We start from the raw sequence: 17,810 nt of genomic DNA, 5'->3' as shown, positions 1-17,810 counted from the left end.
CGATCGGCTACCCTATCGAGGTTGCCCGGGCTCGCCCGGGCGGCGTGGAACACCCCGGTGGGACGGTTCGCCGCCCATCGGCTCGGACCACGCCCACCGACATCTGACGGAATCACACACCTGTCGCCGCCCTCCTCGACGAGCGCGGCGTGCACGACGATCAGGAGAGAGAACGTGGCTGCCAACTGCGACGTCTGCGGCAAGGGCCCGGGCTTCGGGCACAGCATCTCGCACTCCCACCGCCGCACCAAGCGTCGCTGGAACCCGAACATCCAGCGCGTGCGCGCAGTGGTGGCGGGTGCGCCCAAGCGCCTGCAGGTGTGCACCTCGTGCCTCAAGGCCGGCAAGGTGCAGCGCACCGCCTGAGCCCAGCTCGATGGAAGAAGCCCGTGGAGGTCCTGCCTCCGCGGGCTTCTTTCTGCGTGCCCGCACCTGCCCGCGGGTGCCGCGGGCTTGGGCTGCGCCGCGGAGGATGGCAGGGTGGACCCATGGTGGACGATCTCCTGGACGTCGTGATCCGGCCCGCAACCCTCGACGACGCGGCACCGATCGCCACGGTGCACATCGCCTCGTGGCGCGAGGCCTACACCGGGGTGGTCGCCGAGGACTACCTCGCCGGACTCGACGTCACGGCGCGCACAGCCTGGTGGACCGAGGTCCTGGACGGCTCGCGACGAGGAACCTCGGTCTGGGTCGCCGAGCTCGAGGGCCAGGTCGTCGGGTTCGCCTCGCTCGGTCCGAGCCTCGACGAGGATGCCGACCGCGACACGCTCCAGATCTACACGATCTACCTCGAGCCGTCCTTCTGGGGCCACGGTGTGGCCCGAGAGCTGATGCGCACGGTGCTGTCAGCCGTGCCCGGCGGGGCGACGGTGACCTTGTGGGTGCTCGCCGCGAACGACCGCGCCCGCCACTTCTACCGGCGCAACGGCTTCGTGGCCGACGGTGTCGAACGGCTCGAGGAGTTCGGCGGCGACCGTCTCAAGGAGATCCGCTACCGCCGCGGCTGACGCGGCTGCATCCGCACGGAGCACCCGGCCGGCCGACGAACGCACCATCGCCTCCCCCGCTCAGCGTCGGAAGTGGTCCCAGCCCGTCCCCCGGGTCCGCGGAGGGCGTCCCTCGACGAGCACGCTGCCAGCGGGGCTCGAACCCGGGGCCAGGACCGTGCCGACCCTCCGGAACGGCTCCGCCAGGACGGTCCCGGCCGGGAAGGTCATGAGCAGCCCGTGATCCTCTCCACCCGTGAGCACCCACTCGACCGGGTCGACCCCGAGCCGCCGACCGATCGCGGCGAGAGCCTCGACGTCCTCGGCGAAGACCACCTCAGGTCGCTCGAGGTCGAGCACCACGCGTGACGCCCGGGCGATCCGCCCGGCGTCACGCAGCAGTCCGTCCGACACGTCGAGCATGGCCGTGGCCCCGAGATCGGCCGCCGCTGCACCCAGCGCCACCGGCGAGCGCGGCCTCAGGTAGCCCCGCACCGCGTCCCGCAGCTCATCGCGAGCGTCGTCGCCGTCGTCCTCGAGCTCACTCCCCTGCCCCGCGAGCAGCACCGCCAGCCCGGCGGCCGAGCGCCCGCAGACCCCCACGTGCGCCACGACGTCGCCCGGGCGCGCACCCGACCGGAGCACGGGCTCTCGGCCCTCGAGGTCGCCGAGCACCGTGACCGCCACCACGACCTGGTCACCGCCCGACAGGTCACCACCGATCACCCCGACACCCAGCGGGGCGCACTCCTCCCGGAGACCGTCAGCCAGCCCCAGGACCCAGCTGACGGGCAGGTGGGCCGGCATGACCAGGCCCACCACGACAGACGTGGGTCTGGCCCCCATCGCGGCGATGTCGGCCAGGTTCTGCACGGCCGCCCGTCGACCGACGTCCTCGCCGGTGGACCATGCTCGTCGGAAGTGCCGGTCCTCGACCAGGACATCGGTCGAGACCACCACGCGACCGTCCGGTGTGGACAGGACCGCACCGTCGTCCCCAGGGCCCAGGCGCGTGGCCGTACCGAGCGGGAGACGGGGGAACACCTGCTCGAGCAGGGCGTCCTCGCCGAGGTCGGCCACGGTCGGACCACCCTCCGGACGGAGCACGGCGGGAGGGGTCACCCGGCCACGCTACCCATCCTCGCGGGCTACCGTGGTCACGTGCCCTCCCCCGAACCGCGCCCCGGCCGACTGCGGGTGGGGCTGCTGCTCTGCGTGGCCGGGCTGAGCGGGTGCTCGGGCACGGTCGTCGTCGAGCCCGGTCCTTTCGCCGCGGACCCGCGGTGCGCCGAGGTGGTCCTGGCGCTCCCGCAGACCCTGGCCGGCGGCGAGCGTCTGGCGACCAGCAGCCAGGCGACCGTTGCGTGGGGCGACCCGACCGACCCGGTGGTGCTGCGGTGCGGGGTCGAGCCACCCGGACCCACCACCGACGACTGCGTGACGGCCGACGACGGCGTGACCAGCGTGGACTGGCTGGCGGTGCCCGGAGCCCAGGAGCCGGACGGTGGGACGGCCTGGACCTTCACCACCTACGGTCGGGTGCCCGCGGTCGAGGTGCAGGTCCCGGCCTCAGTCACCGCGGACCGCTCGACGGCGTTCCTGATGGATCTGGGTCCGGCGGTGTCCCGCGTCGAGCAGGACCGCCGGTGCCTGTGAGCCCGGGGATCAGCGCAACCCGGTCCCACGTGCGAGCGCGAGCTGCAGCAGCTCGTCGATGAGATCGGCGTAGGCCAGGCCGGTCGCCTCCCACAGCCGCGGGTACATCGAGAAGGGTGTGAAGCCCGGCATCGTGTTGATCTCGTTGACCACTACGTCGCCGTCCGCGGTGACGAAGGTGTCGACCCGGGCGAGACCCTCGCACCCGATCGCCTCGAAGCACCGCTCGGCGAGCTCGCGGACCCGTGCGGCGACCCCTGGCGGCAGGTCGGCAGGACAGCTGAGCGTGACACCTTCCTCGTCGAGGTACTTGGCCTCGAAGTCGTAGAAGCTGTGCTGCGGGTCGGTGACGACGATCTCTCCCGGCACCGAGGTGCGAGGGCGGCCCCCTGCACGACCGCCGAGCACGCCGCACTCGATCTCGCGACCCTCGATCCCGGACTCCACGATCACCTTGGGGTCGTGCTCCTGAGCGGCACGGACGGCCGCGGGCAGGTCCACGAGGTCATCGACCCGTGAGATGCCCAGGCTCGACCCGGCCCGCGCGGGCTTGACGAAGACCGGCAGGCCGAGAGCCTCCACGGCCTCGGTCCAGGTCGCCTGGTCGGCCTCCCACGCACCGGGCCGGAGCACGACGTAGGGCACCACAGGGATGCCCTGCCCGGCCAGGACCAGCTTCATGTAGTGCTTGTCCATGCCGACGGCCGAGGCGAGCACGCCGGCTCCGACGTAGCGCACGTCCGCCAGGTCGAGCATGCCCTGGATCGTGCCGTCCTCGCCGAAGGGCCCGTGCAGCAGGGGCAGCACCACGTCCACCCGACCGAGCCGCTCGGGCAGCACGCCGTGCTCGAGACCGACCAGCTCGGAGTCGTCGCTGGCCAGGGGCAGCACGACCTCGGGGCCGCGGGCGGTCAGCGAGGTCCCCGGCCGGACGAGGTTGCCGTTGCCGACCTCGGGGAGCCGACCGTCGGTGATCTCCCACGCGGCCGGGTCGGCAGAGGCCAGGACCCAGCGACCCGACCGGGTGATGCCGATCGGCAGGACGTCATAACGGTCGTGGTCGATCGCACGCAGCACGCCCGCCGCGGTGACACAGCTGATGCCGTGCTCCCCGGAGCGGCCACCGAAGACGACGGCGACACGGGGGCGCGAGGCGGGGGCGGGGGTGGCGTCCATCGCGGTCGACCCTACCGGGCGCGGACGCGGTGGTCGGCCATGCCGCGCACTACGCTTCCGTGGTGAGCACAGACCTCGAGCAGCCGGTCCCCGGGCCGATCGACGCAGACCCGCACGGCACCGTCAGGCCCGCCACCCTCGCCGTCACCGCGGGCCGGCCCGCGCGCACACGGGGCGCCCCGGTGAACCCCCCCGTGGTGCTCTCCTCGACCTACGTCTCGACGGGCACCCCGCCGGCCGGTGAGCTGTTGTACGCCCGCATCGACACCGAGACCTGGCACCCCTTCGAGGACGCCCTGGGTCGCCTCGAGCACTCACGGCACCCTGCGCTGGTGCTGGGCTCGGGGATGGCGGCGATCGCCGCTGCGATGTCGCTCGTGCCCCGGGGTGGACGGCTGGTCCTGCCACGCCACGCCTACCAGGTCAGCCTGGGCCTGGCCGCCGACCTCGCCTCGCGCACGGGGCTCGAGACAGAGCTCGTGGACATCGACGACACCGCCGCGGTGCTCGCAGCGGTACGTGGGGACGCCACCCGGGCGCCCGCGGCGATGCTCTGGGTCGAGTCACCGACCAACCCGATGCTCGAGGTCGCGGACCTGCCGGCTCTGGCCGCCGGGGCCCGGGACGTCGGTGCCCTGGTCGTGGTCGACAACACCTTCGCGACCCCGCTGGTCCAGCGCCCGCTCACCCAGGGCGCGGACGTCGTGGTGCACTCGGTCACGAAGTACCTCGCGGGGCACTCGGACGTCGTCCTGGGAGCAGTGGTGACCGACGACGACGACCTGCGCGCCCGGCTGCACTCCTACCGCACGGTGCACGGCGCGGTCGCCGGACCGTGGGAGGTGTGGCTCGCGCTGCGCGGCCTGCGGACCCTGGCGCTGCGGGTCGAGCGGGCGCAGTCCAGCGCGGCCGTGCTCGCCGCACGGCTCGCAGAGCACCCGTCCGTGGTCGAGGTGCGCCACCCGAGCCTGCCCGGCGACCCGGGCCATGCCCGGGCCCTGGCGCTGATGGACGGGTTCGGGGCGATCCTGTGCCTGCGGCCGGGCGGTGGTGCTCCGGCCGCCGACGCGCTGACCGAGGCTGTCCGGCTGTGGGTCCCCGCGACAAGCCTGGGAGGGGTCGAGTCGACCCTGGAGCGTCGCCGTCGCTTCGCCACCGAGTCCCCCACCGTCCCCGAGGACCTGGTGCGGCTCTCGGTCGGGATCGAGGACGTCGAGGACCTCTGGGCCGACCTCGACCAGGCGCTGCGGGCCGGGCGACCGGCCTAGCCGACACCCCGGGCGACCGCCGCGGTCAGACCTTCTCGGCCTTGTGGGGCCGTGCGAGCAGCAGCTGTGCCATCTGGTCCACCGGGAGCCCGTGGTGCAGCACGGCGACCACGGCCGCGGTGATCGGCATCTCGACACCCACGGTGCCCGCGAGCTCCAGGACCGAGGCGGAGGACTTGACCCCCTCGGCGGTCCCCCCGGTCGCGGCGATCGCCTCGTCAAGGCTCTTGCCCTGGCCGATGTGCACCCCGAGGGTGTGGTTGCGCGAGAGCGGCGAGGCACAGGTCGCGACCAGGTCGCCCATGCCGGCCAGGCCCGAGAAGGTCTCGGCGTCCGCCCCGAGGGCCAGACCCAGGCGGGTGATCTCGACCAGCCCACGGGTGATCACCGTGGCCATGGTGTTGTGGCCGAAACCGCTGCCCTGGGCGATCCCCACGGCCACCGCGATGATGTTCTTGACCGCCCCGCACAGCTCCACACCGACCACGTCGACGTTGGTGTAGGGACGGAAGTAGCCCGAGGCGCACGCCTGCGCGACCCGCTGCGCGGTCTCCTGGGAGGTCGCGGCGACCACGGTGGCGGTGGGCTGCCGGTCGGCGATCTCCCGCGCGAGGTTGGGACCGGAGACGACGGCCACCCGCTCGGGAGGCAGGCTGAGCGCCTCCGCGACGACCTCGCTCATGCGACGGTCCGACTCGAGCTCGACCCCCTTCATCAGCGACACGGCGATCGCTCCCGGCTCGATCAGGCCGCGCAGCGGCTCGAGCGTCGACCGGGCGCTCTGCGCCGGGATCGCGATGGCGACGATCTGCGCACCGGCCAGGGCCACCCTGACGTCGGTGGTCGCGCGGACGGCGTCCGGCAGACGCACCCCCGGCAGGTAGGCGTCGTTCCGGTGCTCGGTGGAGATCTGCGTGCAGACCTCCTCGCGTCGACCCCACAGGGTGACCTCGCACCCCGCGTCGGCCAGGACCGCCGCGAAGGTGGTCCCCCAGCTGCCGGTGCCGATCACCGCGGCACGGGTGGCCGGTGCCGTCACGAGGTGGCCCCGGGGCCCTCGTCAGAGGTGGTGGGCGGCGCCGTCCGACGTGGGTCGAACCGCACGGGCGGCGCCTGCTCCCCGCGGATCTGCTCGAGCAGCCCGGTGATCGCGGCCATGACGCGCTCGGTCGCCTCGCGGAGCACCACGGTGTCCTGCGGGCGGTCGTACAGGTCGGACAGGTCCACCGGAGGACCGGCCACGATCGTGACCCTCTTCGGCGGGAACGGCTTGAAGAGCTTGGAGTACCGCCCGAGGATGTCCTGCGGGCCCCACTGGGCGATCGGCACGACGGGCACCCGGGTGGTCAGGGCCAGCCGGGCGACCCCGGTCTTGCCGACCATCGGCCACAGGTCGGGCTCGCGGGTCAGGGTGCCCTCGGGGAAGACGGCGACGCACTCCCCCGCCTCGAGGGCGTCGATCGCGGCGCGCAGCGACCTCCCGGCGTCAGCGGTGTTGCGGTACACGGGGATCTGACCCGTGGCCCGCAGGATCCGGCCCAGGACGGGCACCCCGAAGAGGGACGACTTCGCCAGGATCTTCGGGGCGATGCCGTTGTCGTACAGGTAGTGGGCCGCAGTCAGCGGGTCGAGGTTGGTCATGTGGTTCGGCGCCGCGATGAACCCACCGTCGATGCGCAGGTGCTCCGCGCCCCGCCAGTCACGACGGGTGATCGCCAGGAGCACGGGACGCACGACACGGGCGACGTTGCGGTAGGCGCGGTTGGAACGTGTGGGGGCTGGCACGGGAGCCGATGCTACCGCCGCCGGCCGCCGGGCGGGTCAGCCGTGGGAGAACTCGGCACCCAGCGCGCTCAGCTTGTCCTGGAAGTGCTCGTACCCCCGGTCGATGAGGCCGATCCCGCGCACCGAGGAGGTGCCCTTGGCCGCAAGCGCCGCGATCAGGTGGCTGAACCCGCCGCGCAGGTCCGGCACCTCGATGTCGGCGGCCGACAGCGCGGTCGGGCCTGAGACCACGGCCGAGTGGTAGAAGTTGCGCTGCCCGAAGCGGCACGGGTGCCCACCCAGGCACTCGCGGTAGACCTGGATCGTGGCGCCCATGCCGCGCAGCGCGTCCGCGAAGCCGAACCGGTTCTCGTAGACGGTCTCGTGGACGATGGACAGCCCCTTGGCCTGGGTCAGCGCCACCACGAGGGGCTGCTGCCAGTCGGTCATGAAGCCCGGGTGCACATCGGTCTCGAGCACGATCGAGCGCAGGTCGCCGCCGGGGTGGAAGAACCGGATGCCGTCGTCGTCCACGACGAACTCACCACCGACCTTGCGGAACGTGTTGAGGAAGGCTGTCATCTCGGGCTGGGTGGCACCGCGGACGTAGATGTCCCCGCGGGTCGCCAGGGCGGCAGAGGCCCACGACGCGGCCTCGATGCGATCGGAGAGCGCGGTGTGCTGGTACCCGCCGAGCCGCTCGACACCCTCGATCCGGATCACCCGATCGGTGTCGACCGAGATGATCGAGCCCATCTTCTGCAGGACGTTGATGAGGTCCATGATCTCGGGCTCGATCGCGGCGTTGGACAGCTCGGTGAGACCGTCCGCCCGCACGGCCGTGAGCAGCAGCTGCTCGGTGGCACCCACGCTCGGGTACGGCAGCTCGATCTTCGTCCCGTGCAGGCCCCTCGGCGCACGGATGTGGATGCCCTGCTCACGCTTCTCGACCACGGCGCCGAACTGACGCAGGATGTCGAGGTGGTAGTTGATCGGCCGGTCGCCGATGCGGCACCCGCCCAGGTCCGGGATGAACGCCTCGCCAAGACGGTGCAGCAGGGGCCCGCAGAAGAGGATCGGGATACGGCTGGACCCGGCGTGGGCGTCGATGTCCGCGACGTGCGCCGACTCGACGTTGCTCGGGTCGAGGCGCAGCACCCCTCCCTGCTCGTCCGCGGTGACCATGACCCCGTGGAGCTCGAGCAGGCCGGTGACCACCGCGACGTCGCGGATCCGCGGCACGTTGCGGAGCTCGCTGGGCCCCTCGCCCAGCAGCGAGGCGACCATGGCCTTCGAGACGAAGTTCTTGGCACCCCTGACGGTGATCTCGCCCTGCAGGGGATTGCCGCCGTTGATGTAGAGAACGTCGTCCATGTCCCTATCGTCGCCTACCGCGGGGGGTACGTCACATCGCTTCGGTCTCGGACCTGCCGACCGCTGCTCGTGCCGGGCCACCGACCTGGTCGAGCTGTCGGTGGGCGGACGTACCGTGTCGAGGGTCACACCACGACGGGAGGGCGCGATGAGGTTCGGCATGGTGGCCAGCGCCGGGAGCGCGCAGCAGGTGCTCGACATGGCGGTCGAGGCCGAGGCCCACGGCTGGGACGGCTTCTTCACCTGGGACGGCATCAGCATCGGGGAGATGGACACCTTCGACCCGTGGACCCTGCTCGGGGCTGTCGCGGTCCTGACCGATCGGATCCGGCTCGGTGCCATGGTCTTCCCGCTCCCCCGTCGTCGCCCCTGGAAGGTGGCGCGCGAGGCGATCACGGTGGACCACCTCTCGGGTGGCAGGCTCGTGCTCCCGGTCGGGCTGGGAGCCGTGGACGACGGTGGCGTGTCCCGGGTGAGCGGCGAGGCGAGCACCGCCCGGGAGCGCGCGGAGCGGCTCGACGAGGCGCTCGAGATCCTGGTAAGCGCTTGGTCGGGTGAGCCGTTCTCGTACACCGGTCGTCACCACACCGTCACCGACCTCGTCTTCCGGCCCAGGCCCGTGCAGCGCCCGCGCATCCCGGTGTGGGTGGTCGCGGCCTGGCCGAGCGAGCGCTCGACCGGCCGGGCCGCGGCGTGGGACGGCGTCGTCCCGCAGCGACGCGGCTCGTCCGACCCGTTGAGCGCCGCCGAGGTCAGCGACCTGGTCGCATGGGTGTCCTGCCGCAGGCGGGCGGGTGCCGGGGCGCCCGACGGTCCGTACGACGTCGTGCTGCAGGGTGTGCTCCCCGAGGACGACGTGCAGGCCGTCGAGCACCTGCACCCGCTGGCCGAGGCCGGGGCGACGTGGTGGGTCGAGTCACGCTGGGAGGGGCCCGGCGCCACGCCCGAGGCGCTCCTCGCACGGATCCGTCGTGGTCCGCCCGAGCTCTGACGCACCACCCGTCGGGTTCAGGCGAGCGCGTCGTCCTTGTGCTTGAGGACCGGTGCGGCGACCGGCCGAGCGGCCACGATCTCGACCGGTGGCAGGTGCTTGGCGGGCAGCGTCCGCGGGCGCCACGGTGCTCGGGTGCTCTCGAACTCGGTGATCTCCGGCTCGTGCTGGAGGGTCAGCCCGATGTCGTCGAGCCCTTCCATCAGCCGCCACCGCGTGTAGTCGTCGACGTGCAACGGCACCACGACGTCTGCGCAGGTGACCTGGCGGGCGGCCAGGTCCACCGTGACCTCCGTGCCGGGGGCGGTCTCCAGGATCTTCCAGAGGAGCTCGACGTCCTCCTGGGAGAGCTGGGCCGCCAGGAGACCCTGCTTGCCCGAGTTGCCGCGGAAGATGTCCGCGAAGCGCGAGGAGAGGACCGCGCGGAAGCCGTAGTCCTTGAGCGCCCAGACCGCGTGCTCGCGGGAGGAGCCCGTGCCGAAGTCGGGCCCCGCCACGAGCACCGAACCTGTCGTGTAGGCGTCCCGGTTCAGCACGAAGTCCGGGTCGTTGCGCCAGGCCGCGAAGAGGCCGTCCTCGAAGCCCGTGCGGGTGACGCGCTTGAGGTAGACGGCAGGGATGATCTGGTCGGTGTCGACGTTGCTGCGCCGCAGCGGGACCCCGACGCCGGTGTGCTGGCTGAACTTCTCCATCGTTCTCACGTTCCTTCGATCCTGGACCCGGCGCAGGCGCACACCTGCCGGTCCGTCAGGCGGGTGGGTCAGGCGTCCTGCAGGGTGTCCAACGGGCTCCCGTCAGGGGCGACGACGTCGGGTCCCAGGTCGGCGACCGAGGAGAGGGTGCCACGGATCGCCGTCGCGGCCGCGACGAGCGGCGAGACGAGGTGGGTGCGTCCGCCCTTCCCCTGCCGACCCTCGAAGTTGCGGTTGGAGGTCGAGGCGCTGCGCTCGCCGGGGGCGAGCTGGTCGGGGTTCATGCCCAGGCACATCGAGCATCCCGCGTTGCGCCACTCGGCGCCGAAGTCGAGGAAGATCCGGTCGAGCCCCTCGGCCTCGGCCTGCAGCCGCACGCGCGCCGAGGACGGCACGACCAGGACCCGGAGCGAGTCGGCCTTGCGGCGCCCCTGGATGAGCTTGGCGACCGAACGGAGGTCCTCGATGCGGCCGTTGGTGCACGAGCCGATGAAGACGGTGTCCACGGCGATGTCGCGCAGCGGCATGCCCGGCGTCAGACCCATGTACTCCAGGGCCCGCTCGGCGGCCTGACGCTCGCCCTCGTCGGCGATCTGCTCCGGGACGGGGACGTTCGCCGAGAGCGGCAGCCCCTGGCCGGGGTTGGTGCCCCAGGTGACGAACGGCTCGAGGTCCGAGGCACCCAGCACCACCTCGGCGTCGAAGACGGCGTCGTCGTCGGTGCGCAGCGTGCGCCAGTACTCGACGGCCTCGTCCCAGTCGGCCCCCTCGGGGGCGTGCGGGCGACCCTGCAGGTACTCGAAGGTGGTCTCGTCGGGGGCGATCATCCCCGCCCGGGCGCCGGCCTCGATGGACATGTTGCAGATGGTCATCCGCGCTTCCATGGACAGCGCACGGATCGCCTCGCCGCGGTACTCGAGCACGTAGCCCTGCCCGCCGCCGGTGCCGATCTTGGCGATGATCGCCAGGATGATGTCCTTGGACGTGGTGCCCGGGGGAAGCGTCCCGTCAACGGTGATCGCCATGGTCTTGAACGGCGCGAGCGGGAGCGTCTGGGTGGCCAGCACGTGCTCGACCTCGCTCGTCCCGATGCCGAAGGCGAGCGCGCCGAACGCACCGTGGGTCGAGGTGTGGGAGTCGCCGCACACCACGGTCAGCCCCGGCATGGTGAGGCCCAGCTGGGGACCGACCTGGTGGACGATCCCCTGGTCGGCGTCTCCCAGGGAGTGCAGCCGGACGCCGAACTCGACCGCGTTGTTGCGCAGGGTCTGGATCTGGGTGCGACTGGTGAGGTCGGCGATGGGCCGGTCGATGTCCAGGGTCGGGGTGTTGTGGTCCTCGGTGGCGATGGTGAGGTCGGGTCGTCGCACGGGACGACCGGCCAGACGCAGCCCCTCGAAGGCCTGCGGGCTGGTGACCTCGTGCACCAGGTGCAGGTCGATGTAGAGGAGGTCGGGAGCCCCGTCGGTGCCACGTCGCACGATGTGCGCGTCCCATACCTTCTCTGCCAGCGTGCCGGCCATGTGATGCTTCCTCTCACGTGCTTCCCGGGCGTCCGGGCGGACCAGTTGGGGCGGCGAGGTTGCGTCTCAGTCAACGAGACGGCAATATCGACCTATGGACAACTCTAGCGGAGTCGGCGTTCTGGACAAGGCCGCCTCGGTTCTCAGCGCGCTGGAGGCCGGCCCTGCCACCCTCGCACAGCTCGTGGCAGCGACCCACCTCGCCCGGCCCACCGCCCACCGGCTCGCGGTCGCCCTCGAGCACCACCGTCTCGTGGCGCGCGACATGCAGGGGCGCTTCGTGCTCGGCCCCCGGCTCTCCGAGCTCAGCACCGCGGCCGGCGAGGACCGCCTGCTCGCCGCGGCGAACCCCGTGCTCACCGCCCTGCGGGACCACACCGGGGAGAGCGCCCAGCTCTACCGGCGCCAGGGCGACCAGCGCATCTGCGTCGCTGCCGCCGAGCGCCCGATCGGGTTGCGCGACTCCATCCCGGTGGGCGCGACGCTGACGATGCAGGCCGGTTCGGCGGCACAGATCCTGCTCGCGTGGGAGGAGCCGGACAGGCTGCACCGTGGCCTGCAGGGTGCCCGCTTCACGGCGACGATCCTGTCGGGGGTCCGGCGTCGGGGCTGGGCCCAGTCGGTGTCCGAGCGTGAGGCCGGCGTCGCCTCGGTGTCCGCGCCGGTCCGGGGGCCGTCCGGCCGGGTGGTCGCCGCCGTGTCGATCTCCGGCCCGGTCGAGCGGCTCAGCCGCCAGCCCGGGCGGCTGCACGCCGGCGCCGTCGTCGCCGCGGCGAACCGGCTGACCGAGGTGCTGCGGCGTACCAGCGAGTGAGATGTCGCCGGCCGTGAAGGCGGTCGGCGCCCCCTGAGGGACACCGACGCACGAAGGCCCGGTCACCGTGAGGTGACCGGGCCTTCTTCTGTACCCCCAAGGGGATTCGAACCCCTGTTACCGCCGTGAGAGGGCGGCGTCCTAGGCCTCTAGACGATGGGGGCCTGGACCGTCTCTCCCCCGTCAGGGGGATCGACCGCAGAAATGCTACAGCATGCTCACCGTGCCGCTGACCACCGGTGACACCGGCGCTCGTGGGACCAGATCGCGCTGGGGTACCAGGACTCGAACCTAGACTAAGTGAACCAGAATCACTCGTGCTGCCAATTACACCATACCCCATGGGGTATTCCGCCTCCCCCGCGTCGCGCTCTCGCCAGGCCCCACGAAGGGCCTTCTCGAGCGACCGCAGACGGACGTCGTACCGCCGGGGAACACTACCTGAGCGGGCCGGTGGAACCAAACCAGCACCCGAGCGCCCGGCCGTGGCAGCCTGAGGCCTGTGAGCCCCCCACCCGTCACCACCCGACCCGAGCTCCTCGGCACCCACGCCATGGTCTCCTCGACCCACTGGCTCGCCTCCCAGTCCGGGATGGCCGTGCTCGAGGCGGGCGGCAACGCCTTCGACGCCGCGGTCGCGGCCGGCCTGGTCCTGCACGTGGTCGAGCCGCACCTCAACGGCCTCGGCGGCGACGTCCCGGTGATCGGGTGCGTGGCGGGCTCCGACCAGCCGTTCGTCCTCTGCGGCCAGGGCACCGCCCCTGCGTCCGCGACCCCCGAGGCCTTCGCCGCCCTGGGCCTCGACCTGATCCCCGGGACGGGCCTGCTGGCCGCCGTCGTGCCGGGCGCCTTCGCGACCTGGATGGACCTTCTCGCCCGCTACGGGACCTGGTACGTCGCCGACGTCATGGCCTACGCGATCGGGTACGCCCGGCACGGGCACCCCCTGCTCGCCCAGGCAGCGGCGACGATCGACCGGGTCGCGGACCACCTGGAGCGCCACTGGCCGACGTCGGCCGCGGTCTACCTCCCCGGCGGGCAGGTGCCCACAGCCGGCGAGCGGCTCCGCAACGAGGCGCTCGCGACCACCCTCGAACGGATCGTGGTCGAGGCGCAGGCGGCGGGCCCCCGCCGAGAGCACCAGATCGAGGCGGCACGCGCGGCCTTCTACGAGGGCTTCGTCGCCGAGGAGATCGACCGGTTCTGCGCCCAGGAGGTGATGGACTCCTCCGGTCGGCCGCACCGCGGTCTGCTCACCGGAGACGACCTCACGGCGTGGAGGGTCCGTGAGGAGCCCCCCGCGACGATCGACATCGCGGGGTGCACCGTGGCCAAGACCGGCCCGTGGGGCCAGGGGCCGGCCCTCCTGCAGCAGCTCGCCGTCCTGCGAGGCACGGACCTGCAGGACACCCGACCCGGCTCGGCCGAGCTGGTCCACACCGTCGTCGAGAACGCCAAGCTCGCCTACGCCGACCGCGACGCCTGGTACGGCGACCCGGACCACACCGACGTGCCACTCGCCGCGCTGCTGTCCGCCGACTACGCCCGTGTGCGCGGTGACCTCGTCACCCCGACCGCCTCGGGCACGCTGCGCCCCGGCAGCCCGGCCGGCCGTCCACCCCGGCTGCCGCTCCGCGTCACCGCCGAGATCGCACGGCTGCGACGCGAGGACGGCCACGGTGGTCCGGGCGCCCGCCCGGCCGCCGCCGGGACGGGTGAGCCCACGTTCGCCACCGACGCCGACCTGCCCACCGGCGCTGACGGCACCGTGCGCGGCGACACGTGCCACCTGGACGTGGTGGACGCCGCCGGGAACATCGTCTCGGTCACCCCCAGCGGCGGCTGGCTCCAGAGCTCACCGCTGGTCGGGTCGCTGGGCATGGCCCTGTCGACCCGTGCCCAGATGTTCTGGCTCGAGCCCGGGCTGCCCAACTCGGTCGGCCCGCACCGACGGCCGCGCACCACCCTCAGCCCCACCCTCGTGCTGCGCGACGGGGTCGCCGTGCTGGCCTGCGGGACCCCGGGCGGTGACCAGCAGGACCAGTGGCAGCTGCCCTTCCTGCTCAACCACCTGGTGTTCGGGATGGACCTGCAGCAGGCCATCGACGCCCCGACGTGGCACACCACCCACCTGGTCTCGTCCTTCGACCCGCGCGAGATCGAGCTGCTCGGCCTGCACGCCGAGGAGCGGCTCGGGGCGAGCGTCCTGCAGGACCTCCGACGGCGTGGGCACCGCGTCACGACGACCGGGCCGTGGTCGCTCGGCCGGCTCACCGCGGTGGGGGTCCGACCCGACGGGATGCTGCGCGCAGCGGCGACCCCCCGAGGGATGCAGGCCTACGCGGTGGGTCGCTGAGCCACCTGCCCCAGCAGCGCCGGGAGCTCGCCCAGGGAGCCGATGACGTGCACCCCGGCGCGCCGGGCCTCGGTGACCGCGCCCTGCGGCACGGGCACCCTGCGCGGCCCGGGACGGTCGACCCAGATGCCCACCAGCCCAGCCCGCACCGCTGCGACCGCATCGACGTCGAGCTCGTCCCCGACGTAGGCCGTCCTGCCCGGGCTGGTGCCCAGGAGCCGGCACGCCTCGCGGAACACCCGCGGGTCGGGCTTGCCCACACCCAGGGTGTCGACACCGACCAGCATCGGCACCCGGTCGATCAGACCGACCCTCTCGAGCTTGCTCGACTGGTACGCCACCGCAGCGTTGGACAGCGCCCCGACCACGAACCCCGCCGCCGTCAGGTCGTCGACGACCTGCGACGCCTCGGCGTGGGCCGACCACGCGGCGGAGAAACCCTGCTCGAAGAGCACGTCCCAGGCGTCGTAGGCGGTGTCGTCGAGCACCGGCCCGCCGAACGCCGCGTGCAGGGCGTTCGCCCGGGCCATCCGCTGCGAGCGGTAGTCGATCTCGCCCCGGGTGTACCGCGCGTAGTGGCCGTCCCGGTCGGCCCGCCAGGTCGCCAGCACCTGTCCGTGCTCGTCCTCCCCGAGGTCGGGCAGGTAGCGGCCGGCGACGGCCTCCAGTGCGCGGCCGAAGGCGGCACGCGTGTCGACCAGGGTGTCGTCGATGTCGAAGAGCACACCGTCGACCTGATCCGAGCCCGGCGACAAGGGCCAGCTCACAGGCTCGCGCGCAGGGACGCGATGCGGGCCAGGGTCGACTCCTTGCCGAGGATCTCGAGCGACTCGAAGAGGGGCGGCGACACACGGCGCCCTGAGACGGCCGTGCGCAACGGGGTGTACGCCAGCCGGGGCTTGAGCCCGAGCCCTTCGACCAGGGCGACCGTCAGCGCCGCCTGGGTGGCCGCGGTGGTGAAGTCGCCGGACGCGATGGGCTCGAGCGCGGTCCTCGCCGCGTCCAGGACCTCGGTCGCACCGTCCCGCAGACCCTTGAGCGCGTCCTCCTCGACGACGAGGTCCTCGTCGGTCACGAAGAGGAACCCGAGCATCCCCACGCACTCCCCCAGCAGGGTCATCCGCTCCTGCGCCAACGGAGCCCCGGCGTCCAGCACGGCGCGCTCGTCGTCCCGCAGACCGTCGTAGGACGGTGCCGAGACCAGGCCGGCCGTGTGCAGGTACGGCACCAGACGCGCACGGAAGTCCTCGGGCGCGAGCATGCGGACGTGCGCGCCGTTGATCGCCTCGGCCTTCTTGACGTCGAAGCGGGCGGGGTTGGGGTTGACGTCCACCACGTCGAAGGCCTCGACCAGCTCGTCGACGGTGAAGATGTCGCGGTCCGGTCCGATGCCCCAGCCGAGCAGCGAGAGGTAGTTGAGCAACCCCTCGGGGGTGAAGCCCCGGTCACGGTGCAGGAAGAGGTTGGACTCAGGGTCGCGCTTGGAGAGCTTCTTGTTGCCCTCGCCCATGACGTAGGGCAGGTGTCCGTAGACCGGCTCGACCTCGGCCACGCCGATGTCCATGAGCGCGCGGTACAGGACGACCTGGCGCGGGGTCGAGGAGAGCAGGTCCTCGCCGCGCAGCACGTGCGTGATGCCCATCAGGGCGTCGTCGACAGGGTTGGTCAGCGTGTAGAGCGGCTGGCCGTTGCCGCGCACGATGACGAAGTCGGGCACCGAGCCGCCCTGGAAGGACAGCTCGCCACGGATGAGGTCGGTGAAGACGACGTCGTCCTGCGGCATCCGGACGCGCAGCACCGGCTCGCGGCCCTCGGCCCGGAAGGCCTGGCGCTGGGCGTCGGTGAGGTCCCGGTCGAAGCCGTCGTAGCCGAGCTTGGGGTCACGTCCGGCCGCCCGGTGACGCGCCTCGACCTCCTCGGGGGTCGAGTAGGACTCGTAGGCGTGACCGGCCTCGAGCAGACGACGCGCGACGTCGGCGTAGCGATCCATCCGCTGGGACTGCCGGTACGGCTCGTGCGGCCCACCGACCTCGACCCCTTCGTCCCAGTCCAGCCCCAGCCACCGCAGCGCCTCGAGCAGCTGCTGATAGCTCTCCTCGCTGTCCCGCGCGGCGTCGGTGTCCTCGATCCGGAACACGAAGGTGCCACCCGTGTGGCGTGCGTACGCCCAGTTGAACAGTGCGGTCCGGATCAGCCCCACGTGGGGCGTCCCGGTCGGGGAGGGGCAGAAGCGCACCCGGACCCCCGAGGCTGCGGGGCGGACGTCGGACAGGGGTGTGAGGTTCTCTGGCATGGTCCGGCCAGCCTATCCGCGCGACCGCACGCCGGGCCGCGCGGCCCGGGTCTCAGGCCCGGCGCAGGACCGGGTTGCGCAGCACGCCGATCTCCTCGACCTCGACCTCGACCACGTCTCCGTGCACGACCGGTCCCACGCCGGCCGGGGTGCCGGTGAGGATGACGTCCCCCGGGAGCAGGGTGAACACCTCGGAGATGTACGAGATCAGCGTCGCGACGTCGAAGACCATCTGGGACGTCCGGCCGTCCTGCCGCGCCTGCCCGTTCACCCTGGCGGTGACCCGCAGGTCGTCGACGTCGAGCCCGGGCACGACCCAGGGGCCGATCGGGCACGACCCGTCGAATCCCTTGGCGCGCGTCCACTGGTTGTCGGCACGCTGCACGTCGCGTGCGGTGATGTCGTTGGCGACGGTGAAGCCGAAGACCTGGTCCAGCGCCCGCGCCACCGAGACGTCCTTGGTGACCTTGCCGATGATCACGGCGAGCTCGGCCTCGTGGTGCACGTCCTCGGTCCACGTCGGCAGGACGATCGGGTCGTCCGGTCCGATGACCGAGGTGTTGGGCTTGAGGAAGAGCAGCGGGCTGGTCGGCACCTCGTTACCCATCTCGGCGGCGTGGTCGACGTAGTTGCGTCCCACGCCGATGATCTTGGACCGCGGGATGACCGGGGCCAGGAGCCGGACCTCGTCGGTCAGCGCGACCCGCTCCCCCGTCGGCTGCACCGGGGTGTAGATCGGGTCCCCGGTCAGGACGGTGAGGTGCTCGTTCCCCGGCTCACCGTCCACGAGGGCGTAGCGGGGGTCGTCTCCGGTGGTGAACCTGGCGATGCGCATCGGGCCAGGGTATTCGCATCCCGGACCGGACTCATGTCGCCGCCAGAGGTGCCGATAGGACTGTGAGTGCACATGGATG

Annotated in this window: 17 protein-coding genes and 2 tRNA genes; 7 read left to right on the top strand and 12 right to left on the bottom strand. The window is 72.3% G+C overall.

Annotated features, from left to right (window positions below):
* Positions 1-174 precede the first annotated feature (174 nt).
* Both rpmB and M1R94_RS05910 read left to right on the top strand, forming a co-directional pair.
* Positions 175-366, top strand: a complete 192-nt coding sequence (rpmB, locus tag M1R94_RS05915) for a 50S ribosomal protein L28 (RefSeq protein WP_249380744.1) — start codon at positions 175-177, stop codon at positions 364-366.
* 122 nt (positions 367-488) lie between these two features.
* The gene (locus tag M1R94_RS05910) at positions 489-1,010 is read left to right on the top strand and encodes a GNAT family N-acetyltransferase (protein WP_249380743.1); all 522 of its coding nucleotides are present in this window, start codon (positions 489-491) and stop codon (positions 1,008-1,010) included.
* Between the two features lie 60 nt (positions 1,011-1,070).
* On the opposite strand, the gene M1R94_RS05905 is transcribed toward M1R94_RS05910, so the two are convergent.
* On the bottom strand, positions 1,071-2,111 hold the full coding sequence (locus M1R94_RS05905; RefSeq protein WP_249380742.1) for a thiamine-phosphate kinase: 1,041 nt from the start codon (positions 2,109-2,111) through the stop codon (positions 1,071-1,073).
* Positions 2,112-2,150: 39 nt separating this feature from the next.
* Here M1R94_RS05905 and M1R94_RS05900 point away from each other — a divergent pair, with 39 nt between their 5' ends.
* Entirely contained in the window at positions 2,151-2,645 is a 495-nt protein-coding gene (locus M1R94_RS05900; RefSeq protein WP_249380741.1) for a DUF3515 domain-containing protein, read from the top strand.
* 9 nt (positions 2,646-2,654) lie between these two features.
* Here the strand turns inward: M1R94_RS05900 and M1R94_RS05895 are convergent, their stop codons facing one another.
* A complete protein-coding gene (locus M1R94_RS05895; RefSeq protein WP_249380740.1) occupies positions 2,655-3,821 on the bottom strand; it encodes a D-alanine--D-alanine ligase family protein in 1,167 nt (388 codons plus the stop codon).
* A 62-nt stretch (positions 3,822-3,883) separates the two neighbouring features.
* On the opposite strand from M1R94_RS05895, the gene M1R94_RS05890 reads away from it, so the two are divergent.
* The gene (locus tag M1R94_RS05890; protein WP_249380739.1) at positions 3,884-5,089 is read left to right on the top strand and encodes a trans-sulfuration enzyme family protein; all 1,206 of its coding nucleotides are present in this window, start codon (positions 3,884-3,886) and stop codon (positions 5,087-5,089) included.
* Between the two features lie 25 nt (positions 5,090-5,114).
* On the opposite strand, the gene M1R94_RS05885 is transcribed toward M1R94_RS05890, so the two are convergent.
* Genes M1R94_RS05885 through murA form a run of 3 tightly spaced genes read right to left on the bottom strand, consistent with a single transcriptional unit; the run spans position 5,115 to position 8,227 of the window.
* A complete protein-coding gene (locus tag M1R94_RS05885) occupies positions 5,115-6,128 on the bottom strand; it encodes an NAD(P)H-dependent glycerol-3-phosphate dehydrogenase (protein ID WP_249380738.1) in 1,014 nt (337 codons plus the stop codon).
* Positions 6,125-6,874, bottom strand: coding sequence for a lysophospholipid acyltransferase family protein (locus tag M1R94_RS05880; protein ID WP_249380737.1), 750 nt, complete (start codon positions 6,872-6,874; stop codon positions 6,125-6,127). Before M1R94_RS05880 ends, M1R94_RS05885 begins: the two co-directional genes overlap by 4 nt.
* A gap of 36 nt (positions 6,875-6,910) precedes the next feature.
* The gene (gene murA, locus M1R94_RS05875; protein ID WP_249380736.1) at positions 6,911-8,227 is read right to left on the bottom strand and encodes a UDP-N-acetylglucosamine 1-carboxyvinyltransferase; all 1,317 of its coding nucleotides are present in this window, start codon (positions 8,225-8,227) and stop codon (positions 6,911-6,913) included.
* A gap of 148 nt (positions 8,228-8,375) precedes the next feature.
* Between murA and M1R94_RS05870 the strand changes: the two genes are divergently transcribed.
* Entirely contained in the window at positions 8,376-9,218 is an 843-nt protein-coding gene (locus M1R94_RS05870; RefSeq protein ID WP_249380735.1) for an LLM class flavin-dependent oxidoreductase, read from the top strand.
* 17 nt (positions 9,219-9,235) lie between these two features.
* Here the strand turns inward: M1R94_RS05870 and leuD are convergent, their stop codons facing one another.
* Both leuD and leuC read right to left on the bottom strand, forming a co-directional pair.
* Complete coding sequence (leuD, locus tag M1R94_RS05865) at positions 9,236-9,910, bottom strand: 3-isopropylmalate dehydratase small subunit (protein ID WP_249380734.1); 675 nt, start codon at positions 9,908-9,910, stop codon at positions 9,236-9,238.
* Positions 9,911-9,978: 68 nt separating this feature from the next.
* Complete coding sequence (leuC, locus tag M1R94_RS05860; protein WP_249380733.1) at positions 9,979-11,433, bottom strand: 3-isopropylmalate dehydratase large subunit; 1,455 nt, start codon at positions 11,431-11,433, stop codon at positions 9,979-9,981.
* 94 nt (positions 11,434-11,527) lie between these two features.
* Here leuC and M1R94_RS05855 point away from each other — a divergent pair, with 94 nt between their 5' ends.
* Positions 11,528-12,247, top strand: coding sequence for an IclR family transcriptional regulator (locus M1R94_RS05855; protein WP_249380732.1), 720 nt, complete (start codon positions 11,528-11,530; stop codon positions 12,245-12,247).
* Between the two features lie 91 nt (positions 12,248-12,338).
* Here M1R94_RS05855 and M1R94_RS05850 read toward each other — a convergent pair.
* Together M1R94_RS05850 and M1R94_RS05845 are read right to left on the bottom strand one after the other, a co-directional pair.
* Positions 12,339-12,411: transfer RNA gene (locus M1R94_RS05850), tRNA-Glu, on the bottom strand.
* Positions 12,412-12,517: 106 nt separating this feature from the next.
* A tRNA-Gln gene (locus M1R94_RS05845) sits at positions 12,518-12,589 on the bottom strand.
* Between the two features lie 160 nt (positions 12,590-12,749).
* Here M1R94_RS05845 and M1R94_RS05840 point away from each other — a divergent pair.
* Complete coding sequence (locus M1R94_RS05840) at positions 12,750-14,603, top strand: gamma-glutamyltransferase family protein (protein ID WP_465245962.1); 1,854 nt, start codon at positions 12,750-12,752, stop codon at positions 14,601-14,603.
* Here M1R94_RS05840 and M1R94_RS05835 read toward each other — a convergent pair.
* Genes M1R94_RS05835 through M1R94_RS05825 form a run of 3 tightly spaced genes read right to left on the bottom strand, consistent with a single transcriptional unit; the run spans position 14,585 to position 17,731 of the window.
* Entirely contained in the window at positions 14,585-15,328 is a 744-nt protein-coding gene (locus tag M1R94_RS05835; RefSeq protein ID WP_249380731.1) for an HAD family hydrolase, read from the bottom strand. The genes M1R94_RS05840 and M1R94_RS05835 overlap by 19 nt on opposite strands.
* A 38-nt stretch (positions 15,329-15,366) precedes the next feature.
* On the bottom strand, positions 15,367-16,896 hold the full coding sequence (gltX, locus tag M1R94_RS05830) for a glutamate--tRNA ligase (RefSeq protein WP_249380730.1): 1,530 nt from the start codon (positions 16,894-16,896) through the stop codon (positions 15,367-15,369).
* Positions 16,897-16,948: 52 nt separating this feature from the next.
* Positions 16,949-17,731, bottom strand: coding sequence for a fumarylacetoacetate hydrolase family protein (locus M1R94_RS05825; protein WP_249380729.1), 783 nt, complete (start codon positions 17,729-17,731; stop codon positions 16,949-16,951).
* Positions 17,732-17,810 lie beyond the last annotated feature (79 nt).

Source organism: Actinotalea alkalitolerans (assembly GCF_023369855.1).
GTDB lineage: Bacteria > Actinomycetota > Actinomycetes > Actinomycetales > Cellulomonadaceae > Actinotalea.
This window is presented reverse-complemented; position numbering and strand designations above follow the sequence as displayed.

Coding starts and splice junctions, on each gene's coding strand:
- M1R94_RS05910 (WP_249380743.1), top strand. CDS start 489: ATGGTGGACGATCTCCTGGACGTCGTGATCCGGCCCGCAACCCTCGAC.
- M1R94_RS05895 (WP_249380740.1), bottom strand. CDS start 3,821: ATGGACGCCACCCCCGCCCCCGCCTCGCGCCCCCGTGTCGCCGTCGTC.
- murA (WP_249380736.1), bottom strand. CDS start 8,227: ATGGACGACGTTCTCTACATCAACGGCGGCAATCCCCTGCAGGGCGAG.
- M1R94_RS05870 (WP_249380735.1), top strand. CDS start 8,376: ATGAGGTTCGGCATGGTGGCCAGCGCCGGGAGCGCGCAGCAGGTGCTC.
- leuD (WP_249380734.1), bottom strand. CDS start 9,910: ATGGAGAAGTTCAGCCAGCACACCGGCGTCGGGGTCCCGCTGCGGCGC.
- leuC (WP_249380733.1), bottom strand. CDS start 11,433: ATGGCCGGCACGCTGGCAGAGAAGGTATGGGACGCGCACATCGTGCGA.
- M1R94_RS05855 (WP_249380732.1), top strand. CDS start 11,528: ATGGACAACTCTAGCGGAGTCGGCGTTCTGGACAAGGCCGCCTCGGTT.
- gltX (WP_249380730.1), bottom strand. CDS start 16,896: ATGCCAGAGAACCTCACACCCCTGTCCGACGTCCGCCCCGCAGCCTCG.
- M1R94_RS05825 (WP_249380729.1), bottom strand. CDS start 17,731: ATGCGCATCGCCAGGTTCACCACCGGAGACGACCCCCGCTACGCCCTC.